11 protein-coding genes are annotated in these 15,405 nt (G+C 46.6%); 2 read left to right on the top strand and 9 right to left on the bottom strand.

Annotated elements, in window-relative coordinates; genetic code table 11:
* Window positions 1-125: 125 nt before the first annotated feature.
* The 7 genes from prmA to L0991_23120 all read right to left on the bottom strand — a co-directional run bounded on the left by prmA (window position 126) and on the right by L0991_23120 (window position 8,519).
* Complete coding sequence (gene prmA / locus L0991_23150) at window positions 126-1,013, bottom strand: 50S ribosomal protein L11 methyltransferase (GenBank protein ID XGB65677.1); 888 nt, start codon at window positions 1,011-1,013, stop codon at window positions 126-128.
* A 189-nt stretch (window positions 1,014-1,202) separates the two neighbouring features.
* Window positions 1,203-2,546: an acetyl-CoA carboxylase biotin carboxylase subunit gene (accC, locus tag L0991_23145; GenBank protein XGB65676.1), complete on the bottom strand. Its 1,344-nt coding sequence runs from the start codon at window positions 2,544-2,546 to the stop codon at window positions 1,203-1,205.
* Window positions 2,547-2,561: 15 nt separating this feature from the next.
* Window positions 2,562-3,029: an acetyl-CoA carboxylase biotin carboxyl carrier protein gene (gene accB, locus L0991_23140; GenBank protein XGB65675.1), complete on the bottom strand. Its 468-nt coding sequence runs from the start codon at window positions 3,027-3,029 to the stop codon at window positions 2,562-2,564.
* A 72-nt stretch (window positions 3,030-3,101) separates the two neighbouring features.
* Complete coding sequence (gene aroQ, locus L0991_23135) at window positions 3,102-3,551, bottom strand: type II 3-dehydroquinate dehydratase (GenBank protein XGB65674.1); 450 nt, start codon at window positions 3,549-3,551, stop codon at window positions 3,102-3,104.
* A gap of 319 nt (window positions 3,552-3,870) precedes the next feature.
* Window positions 3,871-5,820, bottom strand: a complete 1,950-nt coding sequence (gene acs / locus L0991_23130; GenBank protein ID XGB65673.1) for an acetate--CoA ligase — start codon at window positions 5,818-5,820, stop codon at window positions 3,871-3,873.
* A 222-nt stretch (window positions 5,821-6,042) separates the two neighbouring features.
* The gene (locus L0991_23125; protein ID XGB65672.1) at window positions 6,043-6,675 is read right to left on the bottom strand and encodes a 3'-5' exonuclease; all 633 of its coding nucleotides are present in this window, start codon (window positions 6,673-6,675) and stop codon (window positions 6,043-6,045) included.
* Window positions 6,676-6,686: 11 nt separating this feature from the next.
* Window positions 6,687-8,519, bottom strand: a complete 1,833-nt coding sequence (locus tag L0991_23120; protein XGB65711.1) for a DUF294 nucleotidyltransferase-like domain-containing protein — start codon at window positions 8,517-8,519, stop codon at window positions 6,687-6,689.
* 232 nt (window positions 8,520-8,751) lie between these two features.
* On the opposite strand from L0991_23120, the gene L0991_23115 reads away from it, so the two are divergent.
* Complete coding sequence (locus L0991_23115) at window positions 8,752-9,933, top strand: 3-phenylpropionate MFS transporter (GenBank protein ID XGB65671.1); 1,182 nt, start codon at window positions 8,752-8,754, stop codon at window positions 9,931-9,933.
* Window positions 9,934-10,064: 131 nt separating this feature from the next.
* Window positions 10,065-13,496 carry a hybrid sensor histidine kinase/response regulator gene (locus L0991_23110; GenBank protein XGB65670.1) on the top strand — a complete coding sequence of 1,144 codons (3,432 nt, stop codon included), beginning with the start codon at window positions 10,065-10,067 and terminating at the stop codon, window positions 13,494-13,496.
* A 93-nt stretch (window positions 13,497-13,589) separates the two neighbouring features.
* On the opposite strand, the gene L0991_23105 is transcribed toward L0991_23110, so the two are convergent.
* Window positions 13,590-14,975 (bottom strand): class II fumarate hydratase, encoded by a 1,386-nt coding sequence (locus L0991_23105; protein ID XGB65669.1) that lies wholly within the window; start codon window positions 14,973-14,975, stop codon window positions 13,590-13,592.
* A gap of 12 nt (window positions 14,976-14,987) precedes the next feature.
* Complete coding sequence (locus L0991_23100; protein XGB65668.1) at window positions 14,988-15,374, bottom strand: hypothetical protein; 387 nt, start codon at window positions 15,372-15,374, stop codon at window positions 14,988-14,990.
* Window positions 15,375-15,405 lie beyond the last annotated feature (31 nt).

Below are 15,405 nucleotides of genomic sequence, written 5' to 3'. Positions count from 1 at the left end.
TCTGTACCAGCAAGGGCGCGCATTTTACGCATTTTTTCGCTGCGTGAAAAGACTAATATTTGAGCATTTACAATTTGTTTTTGTAATTTGCATAAAATTCAATCAATTAGCGCCCAAAGTCTTGTCTAGCCTTGCTTGCGACCAGAGATTCGACACCACTCTTGCTGCTCGATAATCGGATCAATGTGAAGCTCATCACGATAATAAGTCGCAACATCTTCCGCTTGTGTATCTAAAACACCCGACATCGCAAGCACACCATTTGGCTTAACTAAGCCTTTAATGATGCCTGAAAGATCGCGCAGTGGACCGGCAAGAATGTTGGCAACGACAACGTCTGCTAGCAAGCCTTCAGGCTGATCTTGTGGCAAGAACACCTCAAGTTGCTCTGCAACGCCATTGCGCTCTGCGTTGTCTTTTGATGCTAGTAGTGCTTGAGGATCAATGTCGATCCCGATAACTTTTGCTGCGCCTAGTTTGATCGCTGCGATCGCTAGGATGCCTGAGCCACAACCGAAGTCGATAACGGTTTTGCCTGTCAGATCTAATCCTTCAAGCCACTCAAGACACAATGCTGTTGTTGGGTGAGTGCCAGTACCGAATGCAAGGCCAGGGTCTAGCATTACGTTTACCGCGTCAGGTTCAGGGATATCGCGCCAGCTTGGGCAAATCCATAAACGCTCACCAAACTTCATTGGGTGGAAGTTGTCCATCCATTCACGTTCCCAATCCTTGTCTTCAATTTGCTCAACTTTATGAGCAAAGTCTGCAGGGAACATGTTGCTTGCTTTAATCTGCGCTAGAACGACACCTGTATCAATCTCAGCGTCGTAAAGCGCAAGAATGTCAGTGTCACCCCAAAGGCGAGTTTCACCCGGCAGAGGCTCAAATACAGGGGTATCTTGTGCATCCAGGAAAGTTACAGATAGAGCACCAGTCTCTTCCATTAACATGTCGCCGATTTGTTCGGCATTTTCATTGGTAGCATTAAGCTTGATTTGAATCCAAGGCATGGCTGAATCTTCTATATGAGAAAAATTGGATGGCGAGTCTAGCAGAAAATATGAGCAAATTCACCAAAACCCCAAGGAATATAATGGGGAATATTGATTGCGTTTTTTGGACGCTTAAAAACAAAAAATGCCCACCAAAGTGAGCATTTTATTTTGTTCATTTAAGAACAAATTACACGAGGCTAGTTTCTATTGAAGACCAAGTTTCTTCTCAAGGTAGTGGATGTTTGCACCACCGTGTTGGAAGTTCTCGTCGTTCATGATCGACTCTTGTAGAGAGATGTTTACTTTGATGCCTTCTACAATCATCTCACCTAGTGCGTTCTTCATACGAGAAATCGCAACATCACGGTTCTCACCGTAAGTGATTAGCTTACCGATCATTGAATCGTAGTGTGGTGGAACTGTGTAGCCAGTGTAGATGTGAGAGTCCCAACGAACGCCCATACCACCAGGAGCGTGGAAGCGCTCAATCTTACCAGGTGAAGGTAGGAACTTCTCTGGATCTTCCGCGTTGATACGACATTCGATCGCGTGACCTTTGATCTTGATATCGTCTTGCGTGAAAGATAGAGGTTGACCAGCAGCAACACGTAGTTGCTCTTTGATTAGGTCAACGCCAGTTACCATCTCTGTTACTGGGTGCTCTACTTGAATACGAGTGTTCATTTCGATGAAGTAGAATTCGCCATTTTCGTATAGGAATTCAAATGTACCTGCACCGCGGTAGCCGATTTCTAGACATGCACGAGTACAACGTTCACCGATGTATTTACGCATCTCTTCAGTGATACCTGGAGCTGGCGCTTCTTCAACAACCTTCTGGTGACGACGCTGCATTGAACAGTCACGCTCACCAAGGTGGATAGCACCGCCTTGACCGTCAGCAATTACTTGTACTTCAACGTGACGTGGGTTTTCTAGGAATTTCTCCATGTAAACCATGTCGTTGTTGAAACATGCTTTTGCTTCAGCACGTGTCATTGCGATTGCTTCTGTTAGTTCACCTTCAGTGCGAACAACACGCATACCACGACCGCCGCCGCCGCCAGACGCCTTGATGATCACTGGGTAGCCAATGCGCTTAGCATGTGCTTTGTTTGCTGCTTCGTCGTCGTTTAGCGGACCGTCAGAACCAGGTACACAAGGTACGCCTGCTTTCTTCATTGCCGTGATTGCTGAAACTTTGTCACCCATGATGCGGATAGTTTCTGCTTTAGGACCAACGAAAATGAAACCGCTTTGTTCAACTTGTTCAGCGAAGTCTGCGTTTTCAGATAGGAAGCCGTAACCAGGGTGGATAGCAACAGCGCCCGTAACTTCAGCTGCGCTGATGATACGAGGGATGTTTAGGTAGCTATCGATACCACGAGCAGGACCGATACAAATGGTTTCGTCTGCTAGCAGTACGTGCTTAAGGTCACGGTCAGCTGTTGAGTGAACAGCAACCGTTTTAATGCCTAGCTCTTTACATGCTCGCAGAATACGTAGTGCAATCTCACCACGGTTCGCGATTACTAATTTATCTAACATAATGAGGCTTCTCTATTATTCGATAATTACTAGAGCTTGGTCGAACTCAACTGGTTGGCCGTCTTCAACAAGGATTGCAGTTACAACACCAGACTTATCAGCTTCGATTTGGTTCATCATCTTCATTGCTTCAACGATACATAGTGTGTCGCCAGCGTTAACTTGTTGACCAACTTTTACGAATGGTTTTGCGTCTGGGCTTGGTGCGCCGTAGAACGTACCAACCATTGGAGAAAGAACTTGGTGGCCAGTTACTGCTGCTGGAGCTTCAGCTGCTTCTGGAGCCGCCGCTGGAGCTGGAGCTGCTGCAGGAGCTGGTGCCGCTGCTGGAGCCGGAGCTGCTGCGTATTGAATTGGTGCTGCTACAGGTGCAGTGCCGTTGCGGCTGATGCGTACTGACTCTTCACCTTCAGAGATTTCTAGTTCTGCGATACCAGACTCTTCAACCAATTCGATCAGCTTTTTGATTTTGCGAATATCCATCGTTTCTTTCTCTTTTGTTAATTAACCATGCTCTATGACTAGAGCTGGTGTCTATTAGTTCGGTTATGTTCGTTATTTTGACTGCAACTTGTGAATCGCAGCAGTCAAAGCAAATTGGTAGCCTTGTGCGCCTAAGCCACAGATTACCCCTTCTGCTTTATCTGAGAGGTAAGAGTGGTGCCTAAAAGGTTCACGTGCGTGAACATTCGATAGGTGCACTTCAATAAATGGGATCGCTACACCAAGTAGTGCATCACGCAACGCCACACTGGTATGTGTAAAGGCTGCTGGGTTGATGATAATGAAATCAATATCTTGATATGCACTATGGATAGCTTCGATCAGTTCATACTCACGATTTGACTGTAAGTGCGATAGCTCAACATCTTGTGTTTTCGCTTGCTCGGTTAGTGAGCTAATAATCTGGTCAAGTGTTTGAGAGCCGTAGTGTGCCGGTTCTCTTAGGCCTAACAGGTTAAGGTTTGGGCCATTTAAAACTAGAATGCGAAACTTTGTAGACATCGTGGGGCTATCTTCCTTTATCGTGATTACGACCGTGAATGTTGCCATTTTATTGAAAATTTGAGGTTAATTTCCAGTGAGAAAAACCCAAATTTAAAAATTAGAACCAGATTATAGCTAATTCAGCGCAAATCGCAGCAATTTACTGGTCTAATCTCCTATTGATAGCAAGTGAAATTGTTACCAACTTAACAAAAAAGCGTTATTGCCTTAATTGTAATGTGGATATTTGAGAGCAAGATCAGCCATAAAAAAACCGCCACATAGGTGACGGTTTGGAAATGTTCTGTTTTAAACAGTGATTCTGATGTGATAGCTGTTATGCCAATTCAGCTTTCTCTGCGATCAGCTTATCAACTACACTTGGGTCAGCTAGCGTTGAAGTATCACCAAGGTTGCCGGTATCGCCCGTTGCTATCTTACGTAGGATACGACGCATGATCTTACCTGAACGTGTTTTCGGTAATGAATCGGTCCAGTGCAGTACATCTGGTGTCGCAATAGGGCCGATCTCTTTACGTACCCAGTCTTTCACTTCTTTATGAAGCTCTGCGGTTGGGAACTCGCCATCATTAAGCGTGATGTAAGCGTAAATCGCTTGGCCTTTGATGTCGTGAGGAATACCGACAATCGCAGCCTCTGCAATCTTATCGAATGCAACTAGCGCTGACTCAATCTCAGCAGTACCCATACGGTGACCAGATACGTTCAGTACGTCATCAACACGACCAGTAATCCAGTAGTAGCCGTCTTCATCACGACGAGCACCATCACTGGTGAAGTACATGCCTTTGAAGGTAGAGAAATATGTCTGCTCAAAACGGTCATGATCGCCATGAACGGTACGCATTTGACCAGGCCACGAGTCTAGAATGACGAGGTTGCCGTCGGTAGCGCCTTCAATGATGTTACCCATGTTATCTACTAGCGCAGGTTGTACACCGAAGAATGGACGAGTCGCTGAGCCCGGTTTTAGGTCGGTAGCGCCCGGTAGTGGGGCAATTAGGATACCGCCCGTTTCGGTTTGCCACCATGTATCAACAATTGGAGATTGCTCGTTACCAATCGTTTTGTAGTACCACTCCCACGCTTCTGGGTTAATAGGTTCACCTACCGAGCCCATGATTCTTAAGCTGTCACGAGATGTGCCTTCAACCGCTTCATTGCCTTTCGCCATTAATGCACGAATAGCTGTTGGTGCAGTGTAAAGAATGTTGACTTGGTGCTTATCAACCACTTCGCTCATGCGGCTTGTGTTCGGGTAGTTTGGTACACCTTCAAACAGGATTGTCTTAGCGCCGTTAGCCAGTGGTCCGTAAACAAGGTATGTGTGGCCAGTAATCCAACCCACATCGGCAGTACACCAGAAGGTTTCGCCTTCTTGGTAATCAAATACGTATTTAAAGGTCATCGCTGCGTAAACAAGGTAACCACCGGTAGTATGCATTACACCTTTTGGTTTGCCTGTTGAGCCTGATGTATAAAGGATAAATAGTGGGTCTTCCGCATTCATCTCTTCTGGTGGGCAGTCTGCTGATACGTTTGCTGTCGCCTCATGCCACCAAATATCACGGTGCTCATGCCATGCAACATCGCCGCCAGTGCGCTTAAGCACCATCACTTTTTCGATGGTTTTCACTTCTGGGTTAGTCAGTGCTTCATCGACGTTTTTCTTAAGAGGAACAGCTCGGCCGCCACGCACGCCTTCATCGGCTGTGATCACGACTTTAGCATTCGAATCGATAATACGACCTGACAGAGCTTCTGGTGAGAAACCACCGAATACTACTGTGTGAACCGCACCAATACGAGTACACGCCAGCATAGCAACCGCAGCCTCAGGTACCATTGGCATGTACAGACAAACTACGTCGCCTTTACGTACGCCTTGCTCCTTTAGAGCGTTAGAGAACAGACACACTTCTTTGTGCAATTCATTAAAAGTGAGGGTTTTATCATCAGCAGGGTCATCGCCTTCCCAGATGATTGCGACTTCATCACCGCGCTCAGCAAGGTGTCGGTCAATACAGTTAGCAGACACGTTGAGTGTGCCATCTTCAAACCAGCGAATATCGATGTGGCCTGGATCGAAAGAGGTATTTTTTACTTTTGTGAATGGCTTAATCCAATCCACGATTTTTCCGTGTTCACCCCAAAAGCCTTCTGGGTCAGAAACAGATTGTTGGTACATGGCTAGGTAAGTGTCATTATCCGCGTGTGTGGTTGATTTAATATTTTCTTTTACCGGATAAACGTGGGCTTCACTCATTGCATCTCTCCTTGTGCCTACATTCCTAATGAACTGGCAACTTCCTTTGTGTTCGTTCAGTTTCTAGGTCTATTACAGAACCGTCTTTGTGTTATCACTCTCGGCTAGGACGGCGATTTCCACAATTAGACTTTAGGATGAGACGCCGCTTTTCACTTAAAAAATAGCGAGTTAAGTTCATTTTTGAGATGTTGCTCTCTATGTCGAGATGCAGGGGTTGAATTAGGTGTATGAAGAGTTGAAACGGGGTAGATCGCCATGTTTCAGACGAACAAAGATCAGAGCAGCAGAGATAGCGTCTTGTAATGCATCATGTTTATTGACTGGAATCGGTAAGTCGAGTTGGCGACAAATCGCATCCATACTGAGGTCGAAATAAGCATTCGGCAGCTGTCTTTCCAATTTATCTTGATAGAGCTGGCTCACTTCGACTAAGCGGTTAGGCAGCGGGAATCCGAGTTGTTTTAAACAGGTGCGGTCGAGAATTTTTTTGTCATAGCGGATGTGATAGCCGACTAAAGGACGATTACCAATAAAGTTAAGTAATTCAATCAGAGCCTGCTTCTCTTCGATGCCGTGTTTTAAATCTTGGTGGCGAATACGGTGAATTTTGATTGAATTGTAGTCGAGGGATTGAGGGGCTCGTAGCCGCACTTCGAAGGGCTTACTGGTGATGATGCGGTTGCCGATGATCTTGGTCGCGGCAATGGTGACTAGTTCAGCCTGATTAGGGTCGAGGCTGGTGGTTTCACAATCGAGTGAGACATATTCTTGATGAACAGGCGCAGTAAACAGAGGCTGGTAGGGAGAGCCTTTGAGCTTGTAATGCCAATAATAGCGAACCAGTCTATTCATCGTTGAAGTGCCTAATCTCTTATCTGATAGTGGTATCCAAGCCATTGTTTGAACTTCTTAACCACATGCAGGCTATGACGAAGCAGATCTCTATCCGCTCTCTCCATCAGTTTGACGTCTATTTTGTTACTGCTGTGCTGTTGTGACAGGCGTTGTGCTAAGCGCCATTTGAAGAATTGTTTGAGTGCTTCACTGAGGTTGTCTGCGGTGCTTTGCTCCAACACTTTCTTGTTCACCAGTTGTTCAATGCGTTCGAAGGTACTATTGGCCGTCACGCCGTGTTCAAGGCTCAGTGCTCTTACACCGTGGACAATTGGGAAAATACCGCCTTGTTTGATGTCTAGTCCTGACTTGGACTGTTTCACGTTGCCAAACAGAGTGAGAGGTACTGAGAAGTTCAATGCAGGGCGGCAGAATTCGGTCAGAATTAGCTCTTGCCCTAGCATTAAATCACTCAAGTGCTGCTTAACAGGGAGTAGCAGATCTCTATTGCCTGCAACTGCGTGTGCATCCGCCATAATGGCAATATCCATCACCGTATCTGGCGTCGCTTTTTTTACCCAACTCGTCAGAGTTTGTTTCCATTCTTGTTCTGAATGAACCCACTTCGGGTTGTTGACCATTACGTTGCCAGGACACAGTGGATAACCTAATTGTTGCAACGTATGAGTGAGATCATTCATCGCATTTTGGCATTGGTGCCACTCTAATCCGTCTTGAATGATCAACGCATTGTCTTGATCGGTTTTGAGTATCTGTTCTCCGCGACCTTCTGAACCTAGCACGATGAGACAACAATGGTTGTGTAGCGCAGGGGGAATCACCAGTTCAAATGCCTTTTCAATAATCTGTTCATTGACGGCAGAAATCAGCTCCATGATGAAACGTGTGCGAATACCATTACTGAGCAGGCTTTCGACCAGTTGACGTTGCTTGTTGGAAGCCATCGCCAATTCTTCAATGCTGGTGGCTCGAGCAATACGCAACGTAAGAACATGCGAGTGAGTGGAAAACGCACTGAGTATTTGCGTCATATCTACCATGCCGACCGCATTGAGACCATCACACACCATCAGCCTTTTTACACGATTCCTTGTCATGGTAATCATGGCGTTAAACAAGAAGTCACCATGATTAACATGCAAAACAGGGAAGGTTGCTATCTCGCCGACAGGTGTATCGAGTGGGCGATCATCGAGCATCACCGCGTGCAATAAATTGGTCCGCGTGACGATTCCATACGGAAAGGAACATGATGATCCAAAAGCTTTTGGATTATCATGTTCCAAATGAACCAAGGCCGAGTCTAAGCCTTGTTCTTTAAGGGTTTGAGTCACTTGATTGATAGGTTGGTCGGGTTCAAGTATCAGTGGTGGGTGATAAATCGAATCATCGACTTTGGTCAGTATGAACTCGGCAAGATTCTGCTGTTGCTGAGCGGCTTCAATCAATGCTTTTCGGGTTGAGAGGTTGCTATCAAAGTAAGCGGCGAATTGGCCGTTGGCGTGGTATAGCTCAAGAAAAACGTCGCTTGGTAATAGGTAACTTAGTGTGTCTTCCAGCGCGATATATTGATGTTTTGTATGAGGCTCGAACTGGCTGCGTACATCGAAAATATCGTCATTGGCATAGTGCGCATAGATCTCTCCATCACTGCTGGAACGCTCTTCAACAGCACCTTTAATCAGAATATGCAGGTGTCGACTCGGGCGGTCTGCTTCCAATATCACTTCGTGTGCTCGGTAGTAAACCACGTCCAAAGCCGAGCGCAGCGTTAACTGTTCAGTTTCAGACAAGCTATCGAAAGGCGGGTGCTGCATATTAAATTTATCAGGCATAAGCAATGGCAAAGAAATGGGAGTCTCTTTTCAGTCTGACAAATTACTAGCGAAGCTCCAGACGACTTTAGTCTAAGTGAGAGAGTGGCGACTTGGAGAGCTTAGATATCTTGCTGAAATGCGATATCTGAACTAATTGAATATGGGAATACTATCCCCGCAATAATTCCCTTTTTCATCTTTTGTGACCTAGGCATAATTGGCGCTTCCTTGTTCCGCACATTTTTATAGGTTGCCTATGTTTAAACCTTCCCCTTATGGCTGGATATCCCAGTATTTTCTCGGTTTCTTTTTTGCCTATGGCGTTTATCTGCCATTTTGGGCGTTATGGTTTGAAGACCAAGGTGTTTCTGCGGGGGACATTGGCGTATTGATTGGTGTGGGTTTTGCGACGCGTTGTGTGGCAAATTTATTAATCACACCTCGTATACACAAGGTTGAACACCTGATGCCAGCTCTGCGCTGGTTGAGTTTTGCGGCACTGCTATTTGTTGGCTTCCACTTTTTCACCGGCGGTAGCTTTGTACTGATGTTGTTGGCAACGGTACTTTTCAACCTTTGCTGTGGTCCTGTGATTCCACTTTCAGATGCAATGGCAAACCATTACAGCCGACTTAATATGCTTGATTACGGACGTACGCGTCTGTGGGGATCAGTGGCATTTATTGCGGGCTCTACCGTAGTTGGTTATCTGGTGGCTGAATTTGGCACAGATATGATTCTATATACTGCGCTGGCAGGTGTGTTGGTTTCTCTGTTGTTTGCGATGAGAAACCCGAACGTGATGCCGGTGACAGAATCAGAGCAGGTGGCTGAAAGACCTAAACTTGGTCAACTGTTACGTGAATCATCGGTAGTTAAGTTTCTTGCATTGATGGCATTGCTTCAAGGAAGCCACGCCGCGTATTACAGCTTTAGTGCGATTTACTGGAAAGAGGCGGGCCACTCTGAGGCGATCATCGGTTATCTGTGGAGCTTAGCCGTGGTTGCTGAAGTGGCAGTATTTGCTCTGAGCAAGCGACTGTTTGCTGGGTTAGCGTTGCGTACTCTGTTTGTGATTGCCGCGATTGGGGTCATGGCTCGTTGGGGTATTACTGCGTCAACGACTGCGATTCCAGTATTGATATTGGTTCAGTTGTTGCACGGGGTGACTTTCGCCATGGCACATATCGCGGCGATTCAGTACATTCAGTCTCAAGAGTCGAACAAAATGGTGGCACTGCAAGCTCTATACAATGCGATACCACTTGGCGCCTTTATCGCGTTAATGACGACCTTAAGTGGTTGGGGCTACGAATTGTGGGGGGCGAATATCTTCTGGGGAATGGCTGCGATGGGTGCAATTGCCCTGTTTATCAAGCTTGATGAAAGAAGCTCTGTGGTTGAAGTTAATCAACCTGAGTCAGAAGTTCATAGCTGATAACCAATCGTGATTATTAGAGTCTAAAGCACAGAATTTAAGCGATGCGATTGAGTTAATGACTCATCCTTAGTTAAATGAAACCTCTCCCTTATGGAGAGGTTTTTTTATGGATGAAGAAAGGGTTTTCAATGCAAGGATGGGTAGTAATTCCAGTCTCTTTAGCCTACTTGGGCGTGTTATTTCTGATCGCTTGGTATGGAGACAGGCAGGTTCGTTGGCTATCGCGTTGGCGACCGTGGATCTATAGTCTTTCTATTGCGGTGTATTGTACTTCGTGGACCTTCTATGGAACGGTGGGTCAGGCGAGTAATAACCCTTGGTCTTTCTTACCCATCTATCTTGCACCGATTTTGGTCTTCACTCTTGGGTGGCGGATCTTAGCGCGACTGATTCTGATAGCGAAACGGGAACACATTACCTCAATTGCCGACTTCATCGCGGCTCGTTACGGAAAGTCTCAGGGCTTAGCGGTAGCCGTCACCGTGATTGCTGTGATCGGTATTCTTCCTTATATTGCCTTACAACTGCGTGGCATCACCATGGGGTTAGATATTGTCGCACCTAGTTTGACGCAAGATTTTGGCTATCAGGATTACCATGTTTCTTGGTTTGTGGTCGGTGCGCTGGCCATTTTTACCATGCTGTTTGGTACAAGGCACATTGATAACACGGAACACCACCGTGGCATGATGATGGCGGTGGCGTTTGAATCCATCGTTAAGCTGGCGGCATTTTTGATTGTTGGCCTGTTTATCATGTATCTGGCGATGAGCAGCGACAAGATTGACCTGCTCGACGTGGCCGCGAGCACTTATGAATCGCCGAATATTCCGACCTTAATTATCCATACTGTTTTGACCATGTTGGCGATTGTCTGCTTACCGCGTCAGTTCCATACCATGGTTGTTGAGAATGAAAGACCTCAAGACCTGCACACCGCTCGCTGGTTATTTCCGCTTTATCTGATTTTGATGGGGCTGTTTGTTCTTCCGATTGCATGGGCGGGGCAAGGACTGCTTCCAAGCATGCCCGCAGATACGTATGTGATTAGCCTGCCGATGGCTGAAGGTGCCAATCACATTGCTTTGCTTGCGTTCCTTGGCGGTACGTCGGCGGCCAGTGGCATGGTGATCGTATCGACCATCGCGTTGGCGATCATGGTGTCGAACGATTTAGTGATGCCACTATTGCTGCGCCGTATGCGACTCACTCAAAGGACTCATCGCCATTTCTCTGGGTTGCTATTGGTGATTCGTCGCGGGCTTATTTTACTGCTTCTACTTGGTGCTTGGTTATTCTATCAAGCGCTCGATACCATACATTCTTTATCTGCTATCGGCTTTCTTTCGTTTGCTGCGATTGCTCAATTTGCACCGGCACTTATTGGTGGTTTGTATTGGCGCCCGGGCAATCGTAAGGGTGTTTATGTCGGCTTAATGGTTGGCTCGGTGATTTGGCTCATTACCCTGATGAGTCAAACCAGTATGTTGGCTGGAGACAGTGAAAGTAACCTATTGTTGTGGATTATCACACCGCCAGAGCTGCTCAGTAGTTGGAATATCAGTAGTTCAAATTGGGGGATAGTGCTAAGTATTGTGCTTAATACTCTTTGCTATGCTGTGGTCTCGATCTCTACCAGACCAAGCCTAAGTGAGCGCTTACAATCGGCGGCATTCGTTGGTACGCCACTACCTGAAAATGAAAATATTAGCCTCTATCAAAACCGTGTGACAGTTGCGGAACTAGAGATGTTGGCGTCGCGTTTTGTCGGTCGCAAGCGAGCGAAAAGCGCTATTCAAAGCTACTGGCAACAACAAGGTCAGCCACTGCTTCCTAATCAGCAAGCCCCTGCAAGCTTGATTCGACATGCTGAGCGCGTGTTGGCGGGTGTGTTTGGTGCTTCATCTGCAAAGTTAGTACTCACTTCTGCTTTACAGGGCAGAAATATGCAGCTTGAAGAAGTGGCGACCATCGTTGATGAAGCCTCGGAGTTGTACGATTTCAGCCGTGGTTTGCTACAAGGAGCGATTGAGCACATTGGTCAAGGGATTGCAGTGGTGGACAAACAGATGAGGCTGGTGGCATGGAATCAGCGTTACTTAGAACTGTTTGAATTCCCTGCTGGCTTGATACAAGTGGGCAGGCCGATCTCCGATGTGATTCGTCACAATGCGCAGCAAGGTTTGTGTGGTCCGGGTGACCCTGAAGATCACGTGCGTCGCCGTGTTTATCACTTGGAACAAGGTACACGACACACCTCTTCTCGCATTCGTCCTGATGGTCGAGTGATTGAGGTGCAAGGTAACCCAATGCCAAGCGGCGGCTTTGTGATGAGCTTTACCGATATCACGGTATTTAGACAAGCAGAACAGGCGTTAAAAGACGCGAATGAAAGCTTGGAATCAAGAGTACACGAACGAACTCAAGAGCTCGAAAAGCTGAACCATCGCTTGGTTAAAGCAACGCAGATATCTGATCAAGAATCCCAATCAAAGAGTCGTTTCTTAGCGGCGGTGAGCCACGATTTGATGCAGCCACTGAATGCCGCGCGTTTGTTTGCTTCGTCACTTTCGGAGGTAGCAAAAGAGCAGGAAGTGAAGCAGCTTTCGTCTCATATTGAAAGTGCATTGGGTGCAGCCGAGGACTTGATAGGCGACTTGCTAGATATTTCACGATTAGAGTCTGGCAAACTGGAAACCAACATCCACGCCATTGCGGTGCATGATGTGCTTGCGAACTTGAATGCGGAATTTAGTGCTTTAGCGACGCAGCAAAAAATTGATTTCAAGATGATCCCATCATCCTTGTTTATTCAATCTGATCCTAAGTTGCTGAGACGAGTGATTCAGAACTTTTTGACTAATGCCTTCCGCTATAACCCAGAAGGCAAAGTGGTGCTCGGAGCAAGACGAGTCAACGGGCAGGTGCGAATCGATGTGTGGGATAACGGAACCGGTATTGATGAAGACAAGCAACAAGAGATCTTCGAAGAGTTCACTCGTGGTAGCCAAGTGCGTTCTGATCAAGGTTTAGGGCTGGGGCTCGCGATTTCTAAAGGTATTGCTCATGTGCTTGGTCATCAAATATCGATGCGTTCATGGCCGGGACGAGGCAGTGTCTTTTCTATTACCTTAGCAAGAGCGGAACAAGTGGCTCCGGTTGTGCAAGCTGCTGCGCCAGTGGCAAGCAGTGATATCGAGCACCTTAAAATCTTGTGTGTCGATAATGAACGAGAGATTTTAGTGGGTATGGAGAATCTGATCGGTCGCTGGGGCTGTGAGGTTAAGACCGCAGTTGATTTAGTTGAGAGTTTGAAGTGCCTCGATGGTGACTGGAAACCCGATGTGATCTTCTCTGATTACCGTCTCGATAATGGGCGAACAGGGCTTGAGGTGTTGCAGCAGTGTCGCTTACGCCTGGGTGACTCTTTTGAGGGAGTCATTATCAGTGCCGATAGAACCGATGACATGTTGGCAGCGATAAAAGCCAATAGTTTTAGCTTTATTGCCAAGCCTGTGAAGCCGCTAAAACTCAGAGCGGTATTGAATCGTGTGAGTTAATTTAATTAACCTATTTTCCATTAACTATTAGATCCTAAAAAGGCCTCAGATGAGGCCTTTTTTGATCCGATAGACATGTTATGAATGACTGGTTTAACCTGCGATACCACCTTGAGTGAGCGCGGTTGGGTCAAGCAACTTGCTGAGTTCTTCTCGGCTTAGGTCGGTTTCTCTTTCTGCAACATCAAGGATAGGCAAACCTTCTTTGTAGGCTTTCTTGGCAATATCTGCTGCCTTTAGGTAACCAATTACAGGATTAAGCGCCGTCACCAGAATTGGATTCTTTGAAAGCGCTAAATCAAGATTGTCTTGGCGTACAGTGAAAGTCGCAATTGCTTTATCTGCCAGCGCAACAGAGCTGTTAGCTAAAAGCTCGATACTTTCTAATACGTTATGAGCAATCACTGGCAGCATCACATTCAGTTGGAAGTTGCCAGACTGGCCAGCTACCGTAATGGTGGTGTCGTTACCAATCACCTGTGCAGCGGCCATCGCTGCAGCTTCTGGTATTACAGGGTTCACTTTACCAGGCATGATGGATGAGCCTGGCTGTAGCGCCTGCAATTCAATTTCTCCTAAGCCAGCTAATGGACCAGAGTTCATCCAACGAAGATCGTTTGCGATCTTCATGATCGCAACTGCTGCAGTTTTGAGCTGACCCGAAAAGGCAACGATCGCATCTTGACTACTGAGGTTGAAAAAGAAGTTTTCACTCGAGTTAAAGCCGATCTTTGTCGACTGCGACAGGTTACTTGCAAACTTATCGGCAAAGCGAGGGTCAGCATTGATGCCTGTACCTACCGCCGTTCCACCTTGAGCAAGTGCTTTAATAGCGGGCAAGGTGCTTTCAATTGCTTGTTTAGCGTGTTCAATCTGGAATTTCCAGCCACCCAACTCTTGCGCAAAGGTAATCGGCATCGCATCCATTAGGTGAGTGCGGCCGGTTTTCACGACCTCAGCAAGCTCTTGCTGTTTAACGCTCAGTGCTTCAGACAGGTGGCTTAGTGCTGGTAGCAGCTTGTTTTCAGCAGTGAGTGCGACACTGACTTGAATCGCGGTTGGCACCACATCGTTGCTGCTTTGGCCCATATTGACGTGATCGTTTGGGTTCACGTCGCCTTGCAAACTTCTTGATGCGAGTGTCGCAATCACTTCGTTGGCGTTCATGTTGGAGCTAGTACCTGAGCCGGTTTGATAAACATCGATCGGGAATTGATCGAGATGTTTACCATCAATGATCTCTTGGCTCGCATCAGCGATCGCATTGGCAATATCGCCTTCCAATAAACCTAATTGAGCATTGGTGTCAGCAGCGGCTTGTTTAATTAATGCCAGTGCTTGAATAAAGCTGGTGGGCATTTTGTGGGAGCTAAACGCGAAGTTATCTGCGGCACGTTGAGTTTGTGCTTGATACAGCGCATCAGCAGGGACTTTTACTTCCCCCATGCTGTCTTTTTCAATTCGATATTGTAGGGTCATCTTCTATCCTTGTTAGCCAAGTGGGGCTTGGACTTGTTGTAGTGTCTGGCTGAGATTCAAAAAACGCGCTTGGCCATGTGGTTGCTGGCAGTAGTGGCGTTTTAGATAAAATAGTGGTGAGTGAATTGAGTCTAGGCAGATATGACGAAAGGTAAAACTGCGCTCAGGTGACTCAATCGCTTCAATCAGATGGAAGAAAACTTGGCGCAGGTACAGCTCGCATAGCAAGATATTTTCTTGGGCGGCGTGTTTTTCATAGTATGCGGCAAGCGTTTGTGCACACTCGATGTAGTCTCGAATTACAAACGGCTCGTGGCCGTGAACTTGCTCTGAGGAGGTAAAGCGATCCTGCGCTTTATAGAACCTCGAATAGAGGACCTGCTGCTCTTTCATCATCATCTTCATCTCTTTATTGGATGTTAATGATAAT

It is taken from the genome of Vibrio chagasii (assembly GCA_041879415.1).
Taxonomy (GTDB): domain Bacteria; phylum Pseudomonadota; class Gammaproteobacteria; order Enterobacterales; family Vibrionaceae; genus Vibrio.
Note: the sequence above shows the minus strand (reverse complement) of the source record. Positions and strands in the feature narration are given on the sequence as shown.

Bases quoted from the DNA above. Each gene is read 5' to 3' on its own strand.
- prmA (XGB65677.1), bottom strand. From the start codon at position 1,013: ATGCCTTGGATTCAAATCAAGCTTAATGCTACCAATGAAAATGCCGAA.
- accC (XGB65676.1), bottom strand. From the start codon at position 2,546: ATGTTAGATAAATTAGTAATCGCGAACCGTGGTGAGATTGCACTACGT.
- accB (XGB65675.1), bottom strand. From the start codon at position 3,029: ATGGATATTCGCAAAATCAAAAAGCTGATCGAATTGGTTGAAGAGTCT.
- aroQ (XGB65674.1), bottom strand. From the start codon at position 3,551: ATGTCTACAAAGTTTCGCATTCTAGTTTTAAATGGCCCAAACCTTAAC.
- acs (XGB65673.1), bottom strand. From the start codon at position 5,820: ATGAGTGAAGCCCACGTTTATCCGGTAAAAGAAAATATTAAATCAACC.
- L0991_23125 (XGB65672.1), bottom strand. From the start codon at position 6,675: ATGAATAGACTGGTTCGCTATTATTGGCATTACAAGCTCAAAGGCTCT.
- L0991_23115 (XGB65671.1), top strand. From the start codon at position 8,752: ATGTTTAAACCTTCCCCTTATGGCTGGATATCCCAGTATTTTCTCGGT.
- L0991_23110 (XGB65670.1), top strand. From the start codon at position 10,065: ATGCAAGGATGGGTAGTAATTCCAGTCTCTTTAGCCTACTTGGGCGTG.
- L0991_23105 (XGB65669.1), bottom strand. From the start codon at position 14,975: ATGACCCTACAATATCGAATTGAAAAAGACAGCATGGGGGAAGTAAAA.
- L0991_23100 (XGB65668.1), bottom strand. From the start codon at position 15,374: ATGATGATGAAAGAGCAGCAGGTCCTCTATTCGAGGTTCTATAAAGCG.